The sequence below is a fragment of the Paenibacillus sp. JT31N11 genome, assembly GCF_056269285.1.
Window position 1 is genome coordinate 700,487 of sequence record NZ_JBWDNQ010000003.1, and the last position, 23,796, is coordinate 724,282.

Genomic DNA, 23,796 nt, shown 5'->3' on the forward strand with positions numbered 1-23,796 from the left:
ATTCCAGGATGATGGGGATGTTAGTTACTGTTCTTTTTATAGAACGTTGGAGCAGCAATAGGGAAGCCTGATCCCCGATGGTAGGTTGAAATAATATTTTTAGTAATATTTAAGGCTTATTAAGGAAGAAGAGGCTGTTTTCATGTTCGTTATAAAGAACTTAGTCCTAGATTAGCATTTAATATAAAATCTTGTCAACCGGCATTTTCAAACTTGAGTGCCGCTGTGGCCCAGTCATGCTGAACATCAAGCGGCCGGAAAGCTGCCGGAGCAAACAAGAGTATTGTTCTTTATAGGAATGAACAAATAAAATGGGATTTTTCGGCGGCTGGAGCATATAGTTGAAAGGGGTACGATAAGGAGCAACCGGAATTTGCGATATTATATATATCATAGTGCTAACAATAATATGACTTAAAAGATTGAATTAAAGAAAATTAAAAGCTTTATTTCGAAGGATCCATTCAATATCAAGAGAAAATTAAATATTATTGACTTATTGAGTTATATATATTGACATGAAAATTATGGGATACTAGAATGATAGATACAAAACGTATACATAAGAACTGCGTAATGGGTTGTAGGACGGAGGTGGCTATCTCAGGAAGACTGGATGAAATCGTCTTGAAAACTGTCTTATTTCGCTGTGAAAATCAAAATTTGCAGATTGGGAGAGGTGTATGACAGCAATGAGAACCCCTTATCGTTTTTTTGCGTTGAAACGATCCGTATCCGTCGCTCTCTTATTTTTATTGGTAGCAGCTTTACTTCCCTATACCCCTGCAGCTTCGGCTGCCGACGAATTTCAATTTGAGGAAATAACCCTGCAGGAGCTTCAGGCAGGTTATGCCAATGGCGACTATACGGCTGAGAAGGTCGTGCAGGCGTATCTGGACCGCATTCAAACGTACGAGCCGAATTATAATGCTTTTACGACAATGAATACAAAGGCATTGGAGGAGGCCCGGGAAGTCGACCGCCGCCGGGCTGCAGGAGAAACGCTGGGAAGCCTGGCCGGCGTTCCGATTGTAATCAAGGAAGCGGTGGATATGGCCGGATTCCCCTCCACGATGGGATGGGCGCCGCTAAGCAAGGAGAAAGGCGGCATTCAGCTGATTCCCGAGACGGATGCCCCGGTGGTGGCAAGGCTGAAGGAAGCGGGAGCGATCATTCTGGGAAGAACCAATATCCCGACGTTCAGCAATTCCGGCACACGCGCTACGTCGAGCTGGGACGGAGATACCTATAATGCGGTAGACCGCAAGCTGGTTCCCGGTGCGAGCAGCAGCGGAACGGCAATGGCGGTCTCGGGGAACTTTGCCGTGCTCGGCATCGCGGAGGAAACGGGCGGTTCCATTCAGAATCCTGCGGCTGCCCAGGCGTTGGTGGGAATCAAGCCGACCTTTGGACTGGTGCCGAATGCGGGTGTGGTACCGCTTGGAGGAAGCACGCGGGACGTCATCGGCACGCATGCCAGAACCGTTCATGATGCGGCGGCGATGCTTGACGTTATTGCAGGCTACAGCCATGAAGATCCGAAGACCGTTGCTTCGATCGGCAATATGCCGCGCAACGGCTACACCTCGCAGCTTAATCAGCTGGCGCTGAAGGGCAAGCGGATCGGCCTGTACGGGAAAGGCTGGCGGGATCAGGAGCTGACGCCGGAAACCCAGGAGCTGTATGACCGTGCCGTATCAGAGCTTGAGAAGCAGGGCGCTACGGTAATTCCGGATCCATTCGCAGGGACGGAATTTGCCGAATTCGTCAAAGCTTCCGGATCGGTGGGCATTGAATCCGTTATCTACGATATGGAAGATTATCTGGAGCGGCTCGGGCCAAGCGCCGAAATCAATTCGGTACAGGAGCTGATGGATAAAACCGGTCAAAAACCGTCCATCTTCGACCGGTACAAGGAGGATATGCCCGATCCGAATTCCGTGGCCGATTTGTCCAATTTCGTGAAAATCCGTACCAAATACCTTCAAATCATTAATGATGTAATGGATTTCTACGATCTCGACGCTCTGGTTTATCCTCAAATGTTTAAAGAGACGCCTCTTCTTGACAGCAAGGATAATATTGGCGCAACCACTGTTTCCGAAATTAATATAGCCGGGATTCCTCTCGTGACGGTGCCAGGCGGCTATTACAAGAGCGGTTCCCCGTTTGCTGTCGCCTTCATCGGCAAAATGTGGAGCGAAGCCAGCCTGCTGGGCATGGCCTATGACTATGAGCAGTCTACCAAATACCGTGTAGCGCCGGTGCTGCTTGGGAAATAAAAAAGAGACAGGCAGCGCCCATTGCTGTGAATGACGGGCGCAGTCAAGAATGGATGGATAGAGTGGGGCTGCGGCTCGTTATTATTAATGAAGACAGATCATAGATGATCGGATGGATCAGGTTCAAGCGATATTATAGAAGAGAAATCTTTCATACCAGTCTTCAAATCTTGCAATAAACTTCAAGAACCTTGCGCGCGGCGCAAGGTTTTTTGTTTTGTGCGGGTCCAGCAGCGCCTGGCTTAGGCCAGCCCGGCCCAGTAAGAGCGCTTCATCAGGCTTTTTTTGCCCTTTATATTTTTTTAACAATTTTTTTTACATTGCCATAACCATATGAACATTGTATACAGGTACATTGAACATGCGAAGGGGGATGGGGGAATAGAAGATAGCTTGCTGAAAGCAGCATTACTCTCGGCCGCAGCGAGGAGGGAACCGCATCATGAAAAATCAATTCATGGCCTTGATCGGGAGTATGGATTTCAGAAACAAGCTGATCATTTTGTTTATGATCATTGCGATCGCGCCGCTCAGCGTGCTGGGCATCCTGTCGTATAATCATTCTTCCTATACGGTTCAGGAGAAGGTGTACCAAACGGTGCTGGAAAGTCTCTCCCAGATTACATACAGCATGAATTATTTCATCAGCGATATTGAGCAGCTGTCGATGTACATTTACAGCAACGAGGACGTTCAGGAGGTTCTTTCTTCAGGCAGCGCGGACCGTACGATCAGCGAGCGCTATGCGGATGAACAGAAGATTTCGGCCATTCTGGAGTCGTTCGTCGGCTTTAAGAAATGGGATATCGAAATTTATATATTGGGCAACAATGGGGAGCGGTTTTTTACCGGCGATGTGCTGCCCAAGCAATACGACAACATCGATTCCAATTGGGGATTGTTCCGCAAAGCCCGGCTTGCGGGCGGCAACGCCGTATGGGACACCCACTATACGCTGAAGAAGCTCTATGATTTCGGCACGGCGGTGGCAACCGGGCGCGTCCTCAAAAATATAGAAACAAACGAGGATTTGGGCTATCTCGTCATCGATATTATGGAATCGGCGCTGGTGGACAAATATGCGAGAGCGCATCTTGTGCCCGACGGCCAGATTTTTCTGCTGGACCGTTTCGGCAATGTCATGTCCAGTCTGCCCAAGCATCAGATCGGAACGAAGCTGCAGGCCGATTTTCTGCCGAATGTGCTGGCCGGGACGAAGGGATATTTTGAGTCCCGGGACGATGCCGGGAACAGGGAAATGATCATTTACGACACTTCCGAGGCGACCGGCTTTAAGCTGGTCAGCGTCATGCCCGTCAAGGAAATGATCAAGGAAAGCCAGAGCATCCGGAAGCTGACGATCGGCGTCATGCTTGTCGGAATTATCGCAGCGTTCGGCTTTGCTTATATCGTCTCCAGCAGCATCACCACCCCCTTGCGCAAGCTGCGCTCGCTGATGAAGCAGGCGGAGAAGGGCGATCTTGGCGTATCCTTTTCCTCCAAATACAAGGACGAGGTCGGCCAGCTGGGCCAGAGCTTCAACCGCATGCTGCAGGAGATTCAATATTTGATCAATGAAAATTACGAGAAGCTGCTGAAGCTGCGCGAGGCGGAGCTGAAGGCGATTCAGGCGCAGATCAATCCCCATTTTCTGTACAATACGCTGGACTCCATTAATTGGATGGCCCGCATTCACCATGTCGATGAAATATCGCGGACGGTCATTTCCCTTGGCGAGCTGCTGCGCTACAGCATTTCCAAGGGCAATCAAATCATTCTGATCAGCGAGGACATGAAGCAGATCCAGCATTATTTGGCGATCCAGAAGATGCGGTTCAGGGAAAAAATCACGATGGAAATCGAGATGGAAGACGAAATCCTCTCCTTTTATACATTGAAGCTGCTCATTCAGCCGGTTGTGGAGAATGCGATTGTGCATGGCCTCGAACGGAAGAACGGCAAAGGAACGCTGTGCTTTACCGGGCAGGCCGCTGGCGACAAGGTCCGGTTCACCGTCAGCGACGACGGGGCCGGCTTCGTGCCGGACAAACATGAGATGGGCACGGCGAAGGCGGGCACGGGCATCGGGCTGGAAAATCTGCGCAGAAGAATGGAGCTGCAATTCGGCGACAGCGCTTCGCTTCATATCGTCAGTAAGCCGGGTATCGGAACGACGGTAACGATCGAGTTTCCTCAAATTAAACAAGCGGGTGAAGACTATGTTCAAGGTCATGATTATTGACGATGAATGGCTGGTAAGGGAAGGGCTGAAAACAACGATTGCCTGGCATGAAATGCAGTGCGAGATCGTGGGAGAGGCGGATAACGGCATCGATGCATTGAAGCTTATCGATGAGCTGTCTCCGGATATACTGCTGTCCGACATCCGCATGCCGGGGATGGACGGGCTGGAGCTTGTTCAGACCATCTCCCGCAGGGATTCAGAGATTACGACGATTTTTTTGACAGGCTTCGACGACTTCTCCTATGCCCAGCAGGCGGTGAAGCTGGGCGCTTTCGATATTCTGCTGAAGCCGTCTGATCCCCATGAGCTCCGCAAAACCTTCGGAGAAGCGACCCGCATGATCACGCTCCGCAGGCAGCAGATGGACTATACGAAAATTCTGGAGAAGCATCAGCGGACAAGCCAGCCCTTCGTGATGGAAAAGGTGCTCCAGCATCTCCTTACGGATACGGCAAGCATGCAGGATATGCAGCTGCTGTACGAAGCGTTGGAAGGTTTTCTGGAGCCGTTCGAAGCCTTCAGAGTCGCCGTCGTCGATTTTGGAGGCGGCGATGCGGATGCGCTCAAGGAGCCGGGCTGGGAGTCCGGCGCCGCCGCGTACTTCAGGAGCTGTGCGCTGACCGACCCCATCCCCATGAACAGCGGCGTTTACGCGGTTCTCTTGAGCGAGGTGGGAGGCTCAAGGTGGCGGGAGGGGATTCCGCAGCGGGAATCCGGCTGGCATGGCGGACCCACGATCAGCCTCAGCCGCGTCCACCATGGTCTGCTTGCACTTGGCAAAGCCTATGACGAGGCCTGCATCTCCAGGCTCCATCACGTATTTTTGAAATCGCCGACCGTCATCAGCTACGAGAACTTATCGAATGATGCCGTATCCTCGGAAGTATGGGATGAATCGGAAGTCGTCGAAGCGATCAAGTGGGGATCGGAGGACAAGCTGAAGGAAGCGCTGCAGGCGCTGTACAAAGCTCTGCTGTGGCGCTCCGGCGGAAAAGAAGCCGATCCCAAGCAGTTTCGCGTGCAGCTTGTATTTGGCGTTTACAATCTGTTGACCTTGCATTTCCACGAGACAGGCGGACTGCCGGAGCTGAAGGGCGTACTGGAAAAGATAAACGAGCTGCGTTCCAGCGAGCTCATGCTCGATTGGCTGGAGAGCATGGCAAGAGAGGTGCGGACCCGGTATCTGGAAAGCAAATCGCCTTCCAGGAGTGAGATTGACACTGTGCTGGATTATATTCACGACCATTTTACAGAAGAGCTGATGATGTATGATTTGGCCGCAAGCCTGCATATGAGCGAGAGCAAATTCAGCAAGCTGTTCAAAAAGCAGGCCGGCAAAAGCTTCATGGACTATATAACCGAGCTGCGCATTAACAAAGCGAAGGAATTACTGCTGGATCCGGAGGTGAGAATCGGCGAAATTGCCTTAATGGTCGGTTATCAGGAGACGCGCTATTTCAGCCAGCTCTTCAAGAAAACGACGGGGATGACGCAAAAAAGCTTCCGCAGGAAGCTCGAAAAGCTTAAAAACAACAAGGAAAAATAACGAACATAAATGAAATTCTACCGCGTTGTTGGAAGGACCCTGCGGCTCTATAGTGGGAAAGTACCTACAAAAACGCAGGAGGCAGAAAATGAAACGTTTAAAAGTACTCAGTTTATTGATGGTGGTCCTTGTTGTCATGCTGACGGCATGCGGCGAAAATTCAGGAACGGACAACGCAGGCACAGCGAATGCGAATAACGCAGGAACGGCGAATGCGAACAATACGGCAGCGGATGCGGGCAATGCGGCAAGCACCGCTTCGACGGCAGAAACGACTTCGGCTGATGGAGCCGGAGATGCGGGCACTGCAACCAAGCTCAGCGGCAAGGTCGTTATTTATTCACCTAACAATGCGGATATCAATAATCCGATCGTCAAGGAATTTCAAGAGCGTACGGGCGTGCAGGTCGAGCTGATCGCCGGCGGAACCGGAGAGCTGCTCAAGCGGGTTGAAGCGGAGAAAGACAATCCGCTGGGCGACGTTATGTTCGGAGGCGACATTGCTTCGCTCCGAGCGTACGGTGATTATCTGGAGCCTTACGAGACCAAGGAAAAAGCGAATCTGAATCCCGGGTATCTGGATACCGGCAGTCTCTATACGCCATTCACGCTGCTCCCGATGGTCATTATGTACAACAAGGATCTGGTCTCCGAGACGGACGCTCCCAAAAGCTGGAATGATCTGCTGAATGAGAAGTGGAAAGGCAAAATCGCGTTCGCCGATCCGGGCAAATCAAGCTCCTCGTTTACACAATTGGCCACCATGCTTACGGCCTATGGCAAAGACGACGAGAAGGGCTGGGATTTCGTGAAGAAATTCGTTGCCAATCTGGATGGAAAGCTGCTTTCGGGCTCGGGACTTGTTTATGAGGGTGTAGCCAGCAAGGAATTTGCGGTTGGCATTACGCTGGAGGAAGCGGCTCTGCGTTACGTGGAAGGCGGCGCACCGGTGGGCATCGTCTATCCGTCCGAAGGAACAGTTGTAACGCCTGACGGCATGGCTGTGATCAAAGGCGCCAAAAACCAGGCAAATGCGCAGGCTTTCATCGATTTTGCTTCCGGCATCGATGTTCAGAATCTGCTGCAGGATGAATTCCTGCGCCGTTCGGTCCGGAACGATGTCGCGCCAAAATCCGGCCTTCCGGAAATCGGCAGCATCAAGACTGTCGATTACGATTATGATTGGGTAACCGCCAACAAGACCGCAATCGGTGAACGATTCACTCGCGTTGTTACGGGGCAGGAGTAGAAGCTGCCGGCAGACAGGCGGCAAGGCAGGCAGGATTTGCAGTTTGCCTGCTTGCCGCTTCTGGCCCGGTAGAACGCGAGGAGGCGCAAGATGGAAGTAAAGTTTCAACAGGTTACCAAAGCTTTTGGACAGGCGGCGGCTGTAGACAAGGCCGATTTTACCATCAAGGACGGGGAGTTTTTCACGCTTCTTGGTCCCAGCGGCTGCGGGAAAACAACGCTGCTCCGCATTATTGCCGGCTTTCACCGGCAGGATCAGGGCAATGTCTACTTCGGGACGCGCCTCATGAACGAAGTGCCGACGCATCAGCGGAATATCGGCATGGTGTTTCAAAATTACGCGATTTTCCCCCATATGTCCGTATTCGACAATGTCGCCTACGGGCTGAAGGCCCGCAAAGTGAAGAAGGCAGAAATCGAAAGCAGGGTCATGGAGGCGCTGAGGATGGTTGAGCTTCAGCATTTGCGCGACCGTTCTCCCTCGGCCATGAGCGGCGGACAGCAGCAGCGGGTCGCCCTGGCGCGTGCGGTTGTCATTGAGCCGCAGCTTCTCCTGATGGATGAGCCGCTGTCCAATCTGGACGCCAAGCTCCGAATCAAGATGAGGGCGGATATCCGCGAGCTGCAAAAGAAGCTGAACATTACAACGGTGTATGTAACCCACGATCAGGAAGAGGCGCTAGCCGTATCGGACCGGATAGCCGTCATGCATGGCGGCGTCATTCAGCAGATCGGCAGCCCTGCGGAAATTTATGAGACGCCCGCCAACCGGAATGTGGCCCATTTTATCGGGACTTCCAATTTCATGGAAGCGGATGTGCAGGGATTCAACAAGGAAACCGGGCAGGCTGTTATTTCGCTGAACAACGGTTCTATGAGCCTGAAGCTGAAGCGGGCTTACCAGGGCAAGGTGCTGTTCTCCATCCGGCCGGAGAAAATCCGCATCGAGCAGACCATGAGGCACAGCATGCAGCTGCCGGCCGTGGTAGAGCAGGCGACCTTCCTGGGCGGCAAAAGCCATTATGTGGTCAGATCCGATTATGGCGAGCGCTTCGAGATCGAGCAGCAGCTGACCGAGCAGGGCATGATTCTCAAGCGGCAGCAGCGCGTATTTGTCGATCTGCAGCTTGACCGCGCGGTCATGTTCGACGGCAAGGGCGAGGAGGTTCTGTATTTTGCATGATGGAACAGCCGGCCGATCGAAGCGGCCATGGCGGCGGAGATGGAAGTGGGATGTGTGGACGGTCGTGACGGTCGCCGCATTTGCCTTTCTGCTTTTTTTCATCGTTTATCCGTTGATTTCGCTGCTGCTCAGCAGCTTTTATGACCAGGAAGGACGCCTTACCCTCGCGAACTACTGGGATTTTGTGAGGCTGAAATATTACTATTCGGCATTATTCAACAGCTTCAAGGTATCGCTGCTGGCGACGCTGGCTGCCGTTCTGATCGGAGCTCCGCTGGCCTATCTGGCGGCGCGGTTCCAGATACGCTTCAAGGGTCTATTGCCTATACTCATCATTCTTTCCTTTATGTCGCCGCCGTTTATCGGAGCTTATTCCTGGATTATTCTGCTGGGGAGCAATGGCGTCATTACCAGAATGCTGCACAGCATCGGAATTCCATTCGATTCGATTTATGGCTGGAAGGGCATTGTGTTCGTGTTCGCGTTGCAGTTTTACCCGCAAATTTACTTGTACGTATCCGGAGCGCTGCGGACGGCGGATTCGTCTGTGGAGGAAGCGGCCGACAGTCTGGGGATGCCGGCGGCAAGAAGAATATGGACCGTCACTCTGCCGCTGCTGCTGCCCACCCTCTCTGCCGGAACGCTGCTGGTGTTCATGGAATCGTTCGCCGATTTCGGTACGCCAATGCTGCTTGGACAGGGCTTCAAAGTACTGCCGATCATGGCGTACGAGCAGTTCGTCAACGAGATGGGCGGCAATCTGTCCATGGCCAGCACCATCAGCGCCATTATGATCGGCTGCTCGACAGCTGCGCTGTTCATTCAGCGGCATCTGGCATCGCGCAAAAATTACGCCACATCCGGAATGAGAACGCCGCAGGTCAAGCCCCTCAGGCCGGCGCAGCGCAATCTGTGGACGGCAGTCGCTTTTATTCCGGTCTGCATCTCCATTCTGCCGCAGGCAACCGTCCTCTTCACTTCATTCCTGGAGAGGCGGGGTCCGGTGTTTCACAGGGGCTTCAGTCTGGACAGCTATATCGATATCGGCTATAAAGTGCAGCAGGCGGTCCGCAATACGTTCACTTTCTCGCTTGCGGCCATGCTGGTTATTGTCGTGTTCGGCGTTCTCGTTTCTTATGTGCTGGTCAGAAGACCGTCGCGCATCACGGCGTTTCTGGACGGGCTGATCATGATTCCCTACATCATCCCGGGGACGGTGCTTGGCATCAGCCTCATTATCGTCTTCAACAAGCCGCCGCTAATATTGACGGGTACCTGGATCATTCTCGTCATCGCTTATGTGGCGCGGAAAATCTCCTATACCATCCGTTCCAGCGTCGGTATTCTGCAGCAGCTGGATAAAAGCGTAGAGGAGGCGTCGATCAGCCTCGGCGTTCCTCCGATGAAGACCTTCTTCCGCACAACGGCGCGGCTGATGATGCCCGGGGTGCTGTCAGGGGCGATTATCAGCTGGGTCGCCGTCATTAATGAGCTGAGTACGACGATCGTGCTTTATCACGGAGGAACGGCAACGATATCGGTCAGCATTTACAGCGAGGTCATCAGCTCCAACTTCGGCACCGGCGCGGCTTTGGCTGCTATTCTTTCGGGATGCACGGTCATTTCACTGATTATTTTCAACCGGCTGTCGAAGGGAAGCAAATTTACATTATAGCCAGACAGAGGTTTGCCAAGAAGGGGACGGTTGAACATGAGGCTTGGAAAGCAGCGGAATATGATTGTCATCATCGTCTGCCTTGTCATATGTGCCTCCGTCCTGTGGGGGCTGCAGGTCCAGAACCGCAGCCGTCCGCTTCAATATGAAATGCAGACGAGCGTATCGCTGACCGCCTGGATTTACAGCAGGCCCGTCGGAGCGCTGCTGACTGAGTTTCAAAGCCGTCATCCCGGGATCAATATCGAAGTGCGCGTATTTCGCTCGGAGGAACAGCTGCATGAGGAGCTGCTCGCCGCGATCTCCGCGCATATGCCCCCCCATATGGCGGAGATCAGCAGCTCTTCGGGCATTGCGGGGCTTGCCGCAACGGGAGAGCTGGCTGCCTTTGACGATCAACTGTCCAAGGACGAGAAGGGGGCGATTGATCCCGGCTTCAGGGGAGCCTTCGAGGTGGGCGGGCAGCTATGGGCCATGCCTTACGGGGCGGTGGTCCCTCTGCTGTACTATAACGAGAATCTGCTCGGATTCTCGGGCATCTCCTCCGGAGTCAAATCCCTGACGTGGGACGAGATGGTCAAAATGGGCCTCAAAATGACACGGGATGTGGATGACGACGGTGTGACGGATATTTGGGGACTTGTAGCGGACCAGGATTCTCCCTGGTATTTGCGCAGCGCGGTTGATTCCGGCGGAAGCGGGTCCGCAGATGCGGTGGGCCATGCCTTTCGTTTATGGCATGATCTGGTATACAGCTACAGGCTGATGCCGCCGCTTAAGCATCATATGGCGTTAAGCGACTTCATCGACGGAACGGCCGGCATGCTGCTCGCCCCCTCCGACAGCAGGACGATGCTTGAGCAGTACATCGGCGGCACATTTGGCTTCGGCGTGCTTCCTTTTCCGCAAATCCAGGGAAGCAGCCCCACACCGGCGCAGGTGAGCGGATTCGTCATGCTGAAGTCAAATCCGGATACGGAACATATTGTACGGCAGATTGTCAGTTATCTGCTGGAGCCTGATATTCAGAAGCGGCTCCTGAACGAAACGGCAAAAATTCCGGTGCTGCGGGGCACAGTCGCCGGGCTGCTGAAGCAGAAGGGTGGATTGTCCGGGCGCGAACAAGCGATACTCGGCATCTCCGAAGGGAATCTGATTGTGGATGATTATACAGCTTTAAGCCAATCAAGGCGGGACTCCCTGACAACGATTCAGGAAGAGCTCGAGAGTACGGAGGAGATCTGCTTCTCCTGCCTGAGTCAGGCTTATATGTCCGGCAGTGTTCATTAAACAAGTATCACACGGGAGGCAATCGATAATGAGAACAAGCTTACGCAGGGTATTGAACCGTTTATTCAGCGGCAGTCTCTCTGCCTTGTTGTTAGGGTCTTTACTTATTACAGCCATACCACAGTCTGTCAGCGCCGCGTTCGATGAAGGGAGCGCCGATGCCCTGCTGACGGGACTGTCGCTGAGCGACGGCATGCTGTCGCCGGTATTTGATTCGGAGACCGCCGACTACACCGCAAATGTGCCGGATGCGAACGGTCAGGTTGCAGTCACTCCGACTGCGGCGGATGCCGGGGCGGCAATAGCGGTATCGATGAACGGCGAGGCTTTCGCTCCTGTAGCGAGCGGCTCGGCGAGCGCACCGCTGAATCTGGAAATCGGCGCGAACGGGATTGCCGTCAAGGTCACGTCGGCAGACGGCGAATCAAGCCGGACTTATAAGATTACCGTTAATAAATCCGCAGTTGTCCTTCAGCAAGGCGTGGGCGGCTACAGCGGTCAGAAGGATGTCCACCTCAGCGAAGGAAAACATAAGGCCAAGAATACGGGCCAGCACAATATGGTGGAAGTCGGGAATTACGACCCGTTAATGGCCGACAGGAAGTTTGGCCTGTTCCAGTTCGATTTTTCTTCACTGCCGGCGGATGCCGACATCACGGAGGCGAAGCTGGAATTGAATCTAGCGGGTACCCGCGGACGGACCGACGCCAGATTTGACAAGACGCTGTTCCTTTATGAGGCTTTGGGCAATTGGGACGAAGGCACGGGAACAGGCTTCGACGGCACAGACGGATCGGCCGGCGTCATATGGGATACCATGCCGGCTTACGCCACGGAAGCTCTGGATTCCCAGCTTGTCGCGTCGGTGAACAATACGTGGTATGAATGGGAAATAACCGATTTGTTGAAAGAATGGAAGGACGGCGGCAAAATAAATTATGGAATGCTGCTGAAGGCGGAGGACAGCACGAGCGACGCGACGACCATTCCGTCGACAAAAGACTTTGCTTCCGCACAAAACAGCAATGCAACGATCAGACCAAAGCTGGCAGTAAACTATACGCTGCCGCTGCAGGGGATCAAGCTCGATACCGCTGCGCTTGCGCTTACAGTCGGTCAGGTACCGGTGAAAGTGGCTTCCTTTATCCGGCCGCTGAATGCGGAGACAACCGGGCTGCAATGGCTGTCCGATGACGAGAGCGTCGCAACAGTTGATTCTGACGGGCTGGTCACGCCGGTCGGAGACGGAGACACGGTCATCCGGGCGGAAGTTTCCGACGGTGTCCATATGTATTCGGCCGAGGTGAATGTATCCGTGGAGGCTATTGATACGCGCGGCATATTGTCGGGATTGACGTTGAAAGGAGCGAACCTTGATCCGGGCTTCCTGCCGAAGGTTTTCGACTATGAAGCGGAGGTTCCGCTCAATGCGCGTCATATTACGATTACGCCGGTAGCGGCGGAAGCGGATGCTGTTATTACGATTGAGTCCGGCGGCGGGAGCTCTCAGGTTGTAGCCAGCGGCACAGCCAGCAAGCCGGTCGTGCTGACTGATGCCAGCGCCGACATTACGGTGCGGGTGCAGTCCGTTCAGGCCGGCGAGCCTGCCGAAACAATGCATGAATATCATATTGCGGTAAGACCGCGTCTGACAGGAGGCCGCGCAGACGAGGTCATCCGCCAATTTCTCAATCCGTATGGCCGCGTGCTCGTTGTCGCCCACCGGGGCAACTGGCTGAATGGCAAGCCGGAGAACGGGCTGAATTCATTCCTGGAATCCATCAACGAAGGCGTGGACATGGTGGAATTGGACGTCCGGACGACGAGCGACGGCGTTCCGGTGCTGATGCACGACGACAGCGTCAATCGTACGACAAACGGGACCGGCAGCGTGAGTAATTTGTCGCTGGCACAGATCAAACAGCTTTGCCTGAAGGACAGCAAGGGCGTCGTAGCCAGCCCCTGCGAGCAAGTGCCGACGCTGGAGGAAGCGATGACGCTCGCCAAGGGCAACATCATGGTCAATCTGGATATTAAAAATGCCAACTGGGACATCATGTGGGATATTCTGGAGCGTACGGATACGACGGACCATGCGCTTTACAAAACAAGCGGTTCGAAATCTTCGACGGCTGCCTTTATGAAACAGTTCGAAGGCTCCGCAACCGAGCCGCTGTTTATGCAGCTTACTTCCGAGCAAAGCACAGTAAACGATTTTTTAAATCCCGAAACGACACCTTTCAGGACCCATGCATTCGAGGTCAGCTTCGACAATGATAATCATCCGATCATGGATCCGGATTTCCTGAAGAGCACGCACGACAAGGGGGCCCGAATCTGGGTCAATACGATCTTCTCGGTTCCCGGTATGGTCGGCCGGCATGGCGACTATGCCTTTCTAAGCGATCCGAACGCCGGCTTCCCGTGGCTGATCGGACGCGGAGTCGACATGATTCAGACGGACACGACCGCGCTGCTGCTGAAATATTTGGATGGCAAGCTTGGCGGAGGAACGCAGCCGCCGGTTACTACGAATACCATTACCCTGCAGCAGGGACTGGACGGCTACAGCGGCACAACGGATGCGCATATCATTAAACGGCCGTCTGCGGCCGGTTCCAATACGGGCAGCCACGGCGAGCTTGTCGTCGATTACAATTCGACCAGCGCGGATGATGGAAAAGAAGCGCTGCTGAAGTTCGATTTGTCCCCGATTCCCGAGCATGCCGTCGTGACCGGGGCGAGCCTGGATATGTTCCTTTTGCGCAATGGAGACGGTCCGAAGGACAAAACGATCTCCGTTCATAAGGTGAACGCGCCATGGGAGGAAGGAAGCGGAACGGGAGAAAACGGCACCGCAAACGCGCCGGGCGTCAATTGGAACAACAAGCCTGCGTTTGATTCGGCGGCTGTCGCTTCCAAGGTTGTAGGAACGACCGATCTGGAATGGTATTCTTTCGATGTGAGCAAGCTGGCCGCCGGCTGGCTGAGCGACAGAACCAGCAATAACGGCCTGCTGCTCAAAGGCAGCGACACGGCTCCGGAGCAGCCGGTAAAATATTTTGCCTCCTCGGAGAATGCGTGGCAGAGCTGGCATCCGAAGCTGACGATTACCTACGTTATTCCCGCACTGTCGGTTGAGCTTTCATCTGCGTCGCTCGCCATGCTGGCGGGAGAGCAGCAGACGCTCGCGGCTCATGTCCTGCCGGAGACGGCATTCAACCGCAATGTGATCTGGTCCTCGGATAACGAAGCGGTAGCACGTGTCGCGGCGGACGGAACCGTAACGGCCATCAGCAAGGGCATCGCGCATATTACCGTGACGACGGCGGATGGCGGACATACCGCAACGGCCGACATTACGGTGGAAAGTTCAGTCAACAGTGCGAATCTCGGCGGCTTGTCCTTCAGTCAAGGTGAACTGGCGGAGTCATTCCAGCCTTCCGTGCTCCGCTACACCGCGGCTGTTCCGGACAAAGTCAATGAAATAACCATCACGCCGTCCGCTGAGGATGAGCTGGCGAAGATTACAGTGGCGATCAACGGAAGCGAACCCGCAGAGGTGACAAGCGGGACGCCGAGCGCGCCGCTTCCATTGGCTGCAGGAGATAACCGGATTGAAATTGCCGTAACATCGAAAGACGGCTTGTTGAAGCAAACTTATGAAATCACTATCGCCAAGCCCGCTATTATCGTTCAGGAAGGCTATGCGGGCTATGCGGGAACGGCCGATACCCAGCTGTCCGAAGGGGTCGGGGGCCAAGGGAACCAATACTTTAATTACAACCTCGGCGCGCAGGACAAATATGAGGTAGGCTACTATAATCAGAACGTGGCCGACCGCAAATACGGACTTGTCCGTTTTGATAATTTGCCCGTTCCAGCGGGCGCGATCGTCACGGAAGCAACCTTGAATCTGTACTATTACGGCACGCGTACGGGATCCTCGGTCACAGATCCAAAAACCCTTTACGTGCATCCGGCAACCGCTCCATGGGTTGAGGGAGCAGGAGGAGCGCCCGGCACGAACGACGGCTCACCGGCAAGCGGCAATGAAGTGACATGGAACAATTTTATTACACAGGGCACGAATATGTACGACAACGGCTCTGCCGCTGCGCAAACTGTCGTCTCCACGCTCAATCAATGGTATTCCCTGCCGATTACGGCACTGGTGAACGATTGGATCGCGAATCCGGCCGGCAACAACGGCATCCTGCTCAAGTCGAAGGACTATACGGCTCCCGAAGGCAGCATGGTTGGAGCCATGCAGTTCCGTTCCTCAGAGTACAGCGATGCGGAGCTGAGGCCTTATCTGCGCATTGTGTACAAAATGCCGGCTGACGGTATCGAGCTGAATCAGCCCGCGCTTGATCTCGTAGTTGGCGGAGCTCCCGGCATGCTCTCAGCCATCGTGAAGCCGACCAATGCCATCGACAAGACCGTGATCTGGTCGTCGGACAATGAAGCGGTGGCGACGGTGGATCAGACAGGACAAGTAACCGCCGTAAGCGCGGGAACGGCCAGCATTAAGGCGGTCAATGTCAATGGAAATGCGGCTTCTGCCGTTGTGACAGTACGGGCTCAAGGCACGAGCTCGCAGCTTTCGGGACTGACCTTGTCCTCCGGGCAGCTGGACCCGGCTTTCTCGGCAGAGCAGGTCGACTATACGGCATTAATTCCGAATGAAGCCGGTCAAATAAGCGTTACGCCAGTATCGCCTGATCTTCACACGAAGATTACCGTCCAGGCGGGAGACGGAGAAGCCGTCGCCGTGGCAAGCGGAATGCCAAGCCGATTGTTCGCGGTCCAGAACGGAATGGATCTGATCATCCGCACTGTTTCCGAGGATGGGCTGGCATCTACGACCTATACAATTCATATCGTCAAGAAATTCGGTCTGAGCGCATTGGAAATTTCCGGCGGAAGCTTGTCCCCTGTATTCTCGGCGGACGGATTTCAATATGCCGTCAACGTTGAGAACGAGACGGGAGCGGTTAGCTTCACTCCTTATGCGTTCGATCCGGGTGCGGTGATCTCCATCAGTTCCGGCAGCGCTCCTGCCAAGGTTGTCCCAAGCGGTCAACCGAGCGAACCGGTCGAATTAAGTCAGGGAGCCAATATTATCGGAATACGGGTGGAAGCTGCGAACGTTCAGGAAAGCAGAACCTACACGATCGCCGTGAACCGCAAGGCTGCCGGCAATCCCGGTACAAACCCGGGTACGGATCCAGATACGGATCCGGATACAGATCCCGATACGAACCCGGGTTCAGGTTATTTTCCGTACCAGCCCGCTGCTCAACCGGGCTCGACTACAGTAAAACTGGCGGATGAGCTGTCAGTAGACATTCCAGCGGAAAATGCGGGGACGAAGGTGACGCTGGAGAAGCTGGCAAGCGAAACGAACCGTGCTCCATTCCCTGCGCTGAGTCCGGTTTACCTGATCAAGAAGGATACCGCGCAAAAATTGCTCAAGCCGCTGACACTGACCTTCGCTTATGACGGCACTCATGCGGATGAAGGCAGAGCCTCGGTATTCCGTTATGACGAGGCGAAGAAGAAGTGGATCGAACTCGGCGGTGAAGCGCATGAAGGGGTTATCTCGGTAGCCGCTGCCGAATTGGGCAAATTCGCGGTGCATCTGGTGAAAGCCGAAGCCCCGGCAGATGGGCCTTCCGTGCCGGAGAAACCGGCTGATACGGGCACAGTATGGCCGGATCTGCGTAATCATTGGGCGGAGCAGGCGATGAAGGCTGCTGTAGACAAAGGTATATTGACAGGCTACGACGATGGAAGCATGAGACCGGATGAACAGGTAACCCGGGCGCAGTTTGCCGCCATGCTCGTACGCGCGCTTGGTCTGGGCGATGCTTCCGGAAGTCCGGGCTTTACGGATAATGACGATGTTCCCGCATGGGCGAAAGCGAGTCTGAATGCGGCAGTGACGGCGGGTATTCTGACCGGATACACCGACGGCACTATTCGCCCGAACCAGATCATCAACCGTACCGAGATGACGGTCATGCTTATGAGGGCCTATCAGGAGAGCGGAGACAGCACGGGAGCTGCTTCGTTCGCGGACGAATCGGATATTCCCCAGTGGTCCAAGCCCTATATCGGGAAGGCCGTCGAGCTTGGCGTCATTACCGGATATAACGGCAGCTTCAATCCTGGCGACACGGCGACAAGAGCCGAAGCCGTCAGCGTGCTGATGCGCATGATTGACAAGAAATAGCCAAGATAATAGAAACAACCCTCCAGAGCGGCTTTGGCCGGCAGGAGGGTTGTTTTTTTTACCTTATAGCAAGGTATAAGTTTCACTCCTGTACATGCCTATAAGGTCTAAGGGAAGAAACTTGCTGCGCTAAAGGACGGCGGCAGCCATTTCTTCTTGCATTTTTCCATATGGGGCAGCGCATCCTGGACAATTCCTATTTAGCATCGTGAAATATAATACCCAGACTGTATCGGGTTCCCGATGCCACCGTGCTGACGCCATGCCGCAGCGTGGTTTTATAATAACCGCGCGTTCCCGAAACCGGCCGGTGATTAGTCGGGAAAATAAGACCCTCTCCCTGCTCCAGCGTGATGACATGTCCTCTGCTCTGCGCCCGCGGCCGCTGCTCCACCAGCAGAAACTCTCCGCCCGTGTAATCCGTTTCCCGCTGGTTGAGAGCGAATACGACCTGAAAGGGAAAGAACACCTTGCCGTATAAGTCCTGATGCAGGCAGTTGTAGCCCCCGGCCTCGTACCGGAGAATCAATGGGGTAGAGCGCATCTGCTCCTCCCGATGGCATTGATCGAGAAAATCCGCCAGCTCTCCGGGGTATGCGGGAGCATGTCCCAGCTGTTCAAGCCAGCGGTTGGCTGCTGCTGCCAGCTCCGGGTAAAGGGCTTCGCGCAGCTGCTGCAGCAAGTCCGGAAGGGGAGCGGCATAATATTTGTACTCCCCCATTCCGAACCGGTATCTGGCCATATCAATGGTGCTGCGGAAGAGATTGTCTTCCCCATAAGTGCCGATGATTTCAGTGCATGCCGCTTTAGTCAGCATGGAAGGAAGCTTCGCATACCCGTGTTCATCCAACGACCGGTGAAGAGAGAACCAATCCAGACCGGTTATCCGTTCCCTGAGGCGGTCATGCATGCCGTGCTTCTCCATCAGCGAGCGCGCCATCCTGCTCCAATTGCAGCAGCCTTGTTTTCATGTCCAGCCCTCCGCGGTAGCCGGTCAAAGCTCCCCCCTTGCCGATTACTCGATGGCAGGGCACTGTAATCAGAACGGGATTCGCGCCAATGGCGGCTCCGACCGCACGCACGGCTGCGGGTCTTTCGATTTGATCGGCTATATCCGAATAGGATCTGGTTTGTCCGTAAGGAATGCTGCGAAGGGCGTTCCAAACCGCTAATTGAAATGGCGTTCCCGGAAAGTCAAAGGGAGCTGTGAAGCTTGTGCGCGTCCCCTGCAGATATTCGATCAGCTCAGCCGCATAGGGCAGCAGCCTTTCATCATCGCGAATGAGCTCGCTGCCCGGTATGCGGGCTTTTGCCCAATCGGACAATTCCTCGAGGGGATGATTTTGCGAGCCCACAAAACAAAGCCCTTCCGAAGTTGCTGCGATATGCAGGCTCCAATCCTCATGGATTAAGAGTGTCCAATAAACCGCTGTTTTAGTTTTGTTTTCCATTTCCAATAGCCTCCTTCATGGTTTGACGATAGCCTGCCGGCGTGAAGCCGGTTTTCTTTTTGAACAGGGTTATAAAATAAGACGTATTGCTCAAGCCGACGCCAAGACCGATATCGGCAATGGCCTTTGTCGTCGTACAGAGCTGTTCCTTGGCCTGCTCGATCCGTTTATGCTGGATGTAATCCACCGGTGTCATGCCCGTGACTTTCCTGAACGTCCGGTGAAGATGATAAGGAGTGCCGTGACTGATCGCTGCGAGAACGTCCAGTGTCAAATTTTCCGTGTAATTTCGGTCGATATAATCGGTCACAACCGAAATCCATTCGTCATCCGGCAATCGCTGTCCGGTAGGCCTGCATCTTTTGCAGGGGCGGAATTTCCCGGATAACGCCTGCTCGGCGGTTTGGAATAAACCGATATTTTCTTTGTTTGGCGGTCTGGATTTGCAGGAGGGCCGGCAAAATATACCCGTGGTCTTGACCGCGTAAAAAAATTGGCCGTCGTAAGAAGCGTCATTGTTGATGATCGCCTGCCATTTTTCATCGGTAATTGTTTCCGGGGATGACAGGCTGGCGTCATCATCCGGACGGCGGGACAGCTTCTCAGGCGCCTGTCTATTATTATTGGTCATTATGACTCACCACCTCTACGAATAGTATAACCCCGGGAACGGGCGTTTGTACGTCTTTTGGAATAGAACAGCAAGATAACGAAATTATCGGCTGGCAGGACGGTGACAGCCGTTTCTTCATGCCTTATAGCATGTATGAGTTTCACTTCTGTACATGTCTATAAGGTCTAAGGGAAGAAACGAACTGCGCCGCCGAAAGGACGGTGACAGCCGTTTCTTCTTGCCTTATAGCATGTATGAGTTTCACTTCTGTACATGTCTATAAGGTCTAAGGGAAGAAACGAACTGCGCCGCCGAAAGGACGGCGACAGCCGTTTCTTCTCGCCTTATAGCATGTATGAGTTTCACTTCTGTACATGTCTATAAGGTCTAAGGGAAGAAACGAACTGCGCCGCCGAAAGGACGGCGATAGCCGTTTCTTCTCGCAATCAGGACTTATTGCTGACACATGCCTGTATTAAATTGATAGTGAACCAACATTCGAGAGGAGATTATACAATGAAGACAAAACAGATGATCGCTGCACTGGGTATTCTTCTAGTTGTCAGCTCAAGCACTGCCATAATTGTTTCTGCATCCAAGGCGGCTCCCGCAGGGAACGTCAACACCGGGAACGAAGCAGATAAAAGAATATGCGACGCAGAAGGCGGTTCGACCTCTAGACCTGCCAAAGGCGTTAAAGCATCTGTGCCGCCTGCCGGAGGCGTAAAAGCACCACACGCTGCTGACACCGACACCGAAACGTCAGCGGGCACAACCAATGGCACCACGGCTGAAAATGGAGATACATCCGTAGTCATCTCAGGCGGTTTTGACACCGACCCTGTGGATCATGGCAGACCGGTTGTGCTCATAGCGGCGGCGCTTGGGGTCCCTACTGAAGTATTTCGGGAAGCCTTCAGTGGAGTAACGCCGGCAGGGGCGGGCAGCGGCGGACCAACTGCTGAAGAAGCCCGGCAAAACAAAGCGGCTCTCCTTAAGGTTCTTGGCTCCTATGGAATGACCAATGAGCGTCTGGACGAGGTGTCCAACTACTACCGCTATAACGGCAGCAAAGGCGAAGTCTGGACAAGAACGCAGGCGGCAGCCGCCGCAATCATTACCAATGGAGTTGTGACAGGCGTGAAGATCACGAATGCGGGAGCGGGTTACTCTTCAAATCCTGTCATTACCGTCAAGGGACCGGGCGGTATAGTCACGGCGACAGCCACGATATCCTATACGGAAGACTTTAAAACCAACGGAAGCATTACGGCGATTACAATCAAGTAGTTCATGACAGCAACAGCGTTAAAGCGACTGGCGCCGGCCAGCCGCTTTAACGCTGTTTAAGTTATTTTTAAAACAAGGGTTTCACATCTCTTTTAGCGAATTAATAGCTTTGTGCCTTGCTGTGCCAGTCTATTTACAGGTTTTAGAGAAAGGAATTTGAAATTGAACCCCTTGAGGAAAAACGCATACGCTGTTGATTTTCTTTATGTACTAGGTATTGTTGCCATTTCTTTCTCCGCTATTTTTATTAAATGGTCGCAGGCAGAGGCTTCTGTCATAGCGATGTATCGGCTGTTTCTGACGAATCTGATTCTTCTCCCATTAATTTGGAAATATCGAGGGGAAATTGCCCGGCTTACTCTCCGGCAGTGGGGGCTGCTTCTGGTATCGGGGGCTGCGCTGGGGCTGCACTTTTTATGGTGGATGGGATCTCTCCAATATACGACCGTTGCCAGTTCCACGATTTTCCTGACACTCGAGCCCATTGTGGTCATGCTGGGGGCCTTTTATTTTTTTCGGGTACGTGCGAACCCGGTGATGCTGATTGGCATGGGGATCGCTCTTGTCGGCTCATTCGCCATAAGTGTCGGCGATTTTCGTTTATCCGGATCAGCCCTGTATGGAGATCTTCTTTCTTTTCTCAGCGTCCTTGCAGTCTCCATTCATATGCTCTTGGGCAAGGTCCTGCGGGAACATATCAGCGCTTATGTTTACAATTTTTGGGTGTTTGCATTCGCGGCCAGCTCGCTTGCCGTCTATAACGGATTTCATCATTTTCCATTCTGGGGGTACCCGCAAAAGGAGTGGGGACTTTTTCTGCTGATGGCCCTGGTTCCGACGCTGTTCGGCCATTATTTGTTCAACTGGCTGCTGAAGTATATGAACGCGGCTGCCGTATCGATGGCGGTTCTGGGGGAGCCGGTTGGAGCCTCCATTCTGGCCTGGCTGCTGCTTGATGAATTTCTGACGCCTCTCCAGGTGATTGCCGGGCTGTTCATTCTGGTTGGCGTCTATGTATTCATCCGTTACGGCAAGGAACCAAAACCCTGACTAATCTATTACAAGATCCGGTTATCCTGAATAAAGGGGCTGCGGCAGAAGGAATTCCCTTCCGCCGCAGCCCCTTTCAGGTCCATTAAAATGTCATTATGCTCTGCCGCCAGAGGACGGCTTCAGCCGCTTCTTTTTCAGCCTGTATAGAAAGCTTCCAGCTCGCGGACAACCGCTTGCAGCGAGCCGTCTACGCGGGTCTGACGCTGCGGCTTCTCGAAGAGCGCCGCGATCTGCTCCGGGAACTGCTGCTCGATCCCGGTCAGTTCAATGGCTTCATTAAACTTCGCCGGATGTGCGGTTGCCAGCGAAATGATGATTTGGTCCGGTTCCCCGTTATATTTGTCCGCTGCCGCAACGCCGCAGGCGGAATGAGGATCGAGCAGATAACCGGCAGCCTCTTTATACTGCTTGATCGTGTTCAGGCATTCCTGCCCCTGTACGCCATGCGCGCCGAATTCCGCCTGTACCTTGGCGAGCGCTTCGCCGGAGATGACGACTTCGCCATCAGCCTTGAACTGATCCATCAGCCGGCGGATTTGCGCCGCATCTTGGTCAAGCACATAATACAGGTAGCGCTCAAAGTTGCTTGCGACCTGGATATCCATCGACGGGCTGTACGTCGCCCGGAAATCTCCCGGTTTGTACACGCCCTCCAGCACGAACCGCTCCAGGATATTATTTTCGTTCGTCGCCAGAATCAGCTTGCCTACCGGCAGTCCCATCCGTTTCGCCAAATATCCCGCAAAGATATCGCCGAAGTTGCCGGTTGGAACGCTGAAGCTGACCTGCTTCGCGCCCGTCTGCTTCGCTACCTGGAAGTAAGCGTAGAAGTAGTAGACGGTCTGCGCCATGATCCGCACGAAATTAATCGAATTGATCGCGGCAAGGTGATGGGCGGCCTTGAAGTCCAGATCGGCGAACAACTCCTTGATCATCCGCTGACAGTCGTCGAAATTGCCGTCGACCGACAAATTCAGCACATTGTCATCCAATACCGTCGTCATTTGCAATTCCTGCACCTTGCTGACTTTGCCGTGCGGATGGAGAATGCAAATTTTGATTCCTTCCTTGCCCTTCACGCCTTCGATAGCTGACGCTCCGGTATCGCCCGAGGTTGCGCCAAGAATGTGAATCTTCTTGTTCCGCTTCGCTGCAACATACGTGTATAGCTGGCCCATGAACTGCAGGGCGATATCCTTGAAAGCAAAGGTCGGACCGTGGAACAGCTCCAGCAGGTACAAATCATCCTTTAGCTTGCGTACCGGCGTTACTTCCGGATCACGGAATGTCTCATAACTGGCATGGACGAGCTCCTTCAAGTCCTGCCCGGGAATTTCCCCGTTCGTGTAAAGCGCGAATATTTCCAGCACCAGCTCCTGATAGTTGAGCTCCTGCCACTTCTTCAGTGTTTCCGCCGATACGACCGGTATTTCATGCGGCACCAGAAGGCCGCCGTCATCGCCGAGCCCCATCATAAACGCATCGATAAACCCTATTTTGCCCACATTCCCTCTTGTACTGATAAACTCCATCCGTGTCTCCTCCTGCATTCGAACAAGTAGTCAATAGTTAGTTAAAATCATATCATCGTTTGCCCAAATAAAAAAGGCTGTATCCGAAACAAAGCCAGCCGCCGGGCGACAGCATCTGCATATATTCGCACGCCAAAATCAGCTATAATA

General features: G+C 53.6%; 14 protein-coding genes. 10 read left to right on the top strand and 4 right to left on the bottom strand.

All coding sequences use genetic code 11. From position 1 onward, the window contains the following. The first annotated feature begins 683 nt into the window (after positions 1–683). From AC0YNV_RS15785 to AC0YNV_RS15820, 8 genes are all read left to right on the top strand, one after another. The gene (locus AC0YNV_RS15785) at positions 684–2,282 is read left to right on the top strand and encodes an amidase (protein ID WP_379114002.1); all 1,599 of its coding nucleotides are present in this window, start codon (positions 684–686) and stop codon (positions 2,280–2,282) included. A 442-nt stretch (positions 2,283–2,724) separates the two neighbouring features. Then, on the top strand, positions 2,725–4,524 hold the full coding sequence (locus AC0YNV_RS15790) for a cache domain-containing sensor histidine kinase (RefSeq protein ID WP_475768888.1): 1,800 nt from the start codon (positions 2,725–2,727) through the stop codon (positions 4,522–4,524). Continuing rightward, positions 4,502–6,073: a response regulator transcription factor gene (locus AC0YNV_RS15795; RefSeq protein WP_475768889.1), complete on the top strand. Its 1,572-nt coding sequence runs from the start codon at positions 4,502–4,504 to the stop codon at positions 6,071–6,073. Before AC0YNV_RS15790 ends, AC0YNV_RS15795 begins: the two co-directional genes overlap by 23 nt. An 88-nt stretch (positions 6,074–6,161) precedes the next feature. Beyond that, positions 6,162–7,322, top strand: coding sequence for an ABC transporter substrate-binding protein (locus AC0YNV_RS15800; protein ID WP_475768890.1), 1,161 nt, complete (start codon positions 6,162–6,164; stop codon positions 7,320–7,322). 90 nt (positions 7,323–7,412) lie between these two features. Further along, on the top strand, positions 7,413–8,504 hold the full coding sequence (locus AC0YNV_RS15805; RefSeq protein ID WP_475768891.1) for an ABC transporter ATP-binding protein: 1,092 nt from the start codon (positions 7,413–7,415) through the stop codon (positions 8,502–8,504). Further along, the gene (locus AC0YNV_RS15810) at positions 8,497–10,179 is read left to right on the top strand and encodes an ABC transporter permease (protein WP_475768892.1); all 1,683 of its coding nucleotides are present in this window, start codon (positions 8,497–8,499) and stop codon (positions 10,177–10,179) included. The genes AC0YNV_RS15805 and AC0YNV_RS15810 overlap by 8 nt, the downstream gene beginning before the upstream one ends. 36 nt (positions 10,180–10,215) lie before the next feature. After that, positions 10,216–11,469, top strand: a complete 1,254-nt coding sequence (locus AC0YNV_RS15815) for an extracellular solute-binding protein (RefSeq protein WP_475768893.1) — start codon at positions 10,216–10,218, stop codon at positions 11,467–11,469. Positions 11,470–11,497: 28 nt separating this feature from the next. Continuing rightward, complete coding sequence (locus tag AC0YNV_RS15820) at positions 11,498–17,707, top strand: DNRLRE domain-containing protein (protein ID WP_475768894.1); 6,210 nt, start codon at positions 11,498–11,500, stop codon at positions 17,705–17,707. A gap of 196 nt (positions 17,708–17,903) precedes the next feature. Here the strand turns inward: AC0YNV_RS15820 and AC0YNV_RS15825 are convergent, their stop codons facing one another. Genes AC0YNV_RS15825 through AC0YNV_RS15835 form a run of 3 tightly spaced genes read right to left on the bottom strand, consistent with a single transcriptional unit; the run spans position 17,904 to position 19,789 of the window. Continuing rightward, positions 17,904–18,617 carry a 2OG-Fe(II) oxygenase gene (locus AC0YNV_RS15825; RefSeq protein ID WP_475768945.1) on the bottom strand — a complete coding sequence of 238 codons (714 nt, stop codon included), beginning with the start codon at positions 18,615–18,617 and terminating at the stop codon, positions 17,904–17,906. Continuing rightward, positions 18,610–19,158 carry a methylated-DNA--[protein]-cysteine S-methyltransferase gene (locus AC0YNV_RS15830; RefSeq protein ID WP_210037972.1) on the bottom strand — a complete coding sequence of 183 codons (549 nt, stop codon included), beginning with the start codon at positions 19,156–19,158 and terminating at the stop codon, positions 18,610–18,612. The genes AC0YNV_RS15825 and AC0YNV_RS15830 overlap by 8 nt, the downstream gene beginning before the upstream one ends. Beyond that, positions 19,142–19,789: a bifunctional transcriptional activator/DNA repair enzyme AdaA gene (locus AC0YNV_RS15835; protein WP_475768895.1), complete on the bottom strand. Its 648-nt coding sequence runs from the start codon at positions 19,787–19,789 to the stop codon at positions 19,142–19,144. Before AC0YNV_RS15835 ends, AC0YNV_RS15830 begins: the two co-directional genes overlap by 17 nt. A 498-nt stretch (positions 19,790–20,287) precedes the next feature. Between AC0YNV_RS15835 and AC0YNV_RS15840 the strand changes: the two genes are divergently transcribed. Together AC0YNV_RS15840 and AC0YNV_RS15845 are read left to right on the top strand one after the other, a co-directional pair. Next, complete coding sequence (locus AC0YNV_RS15840; RefSeq protein WP_475768896.1) at positions 20,288–21,061, top strand: hypothetical protein; 774 nt, start codon at positions 20,288–20,290, stop codon at positions 21,059–21,061. Between the two features lie 162 nt (positions 21,062–21,223). Next, positions 21,224–22,111, top strand: a complete 888-nt coding sequence (locus AC0YNV_RS15845) for a DMT family transporter (protein WP_475768946.1) — start codon at positions 21,224–21,226, stop codon at positions 22,109–22,111. 137 nt (positions 22,112–22,248) lie between these two features. Here AC0YNV_RS15845 and thrC read toward each other — a convergent pair whose 3' ends face one another. Continuing rightward, entirely contained in the window at positions 22,249–23,646 is a 1,398-nt protein-coding gene (gene thrC, locus AC0YNV_RS15850) for a threonine synthase (RefSeq protein ID WP_475768897.1), read from the bottom strand. Positions 23,647–23,796: the final 150 nt, after the last annotated feature.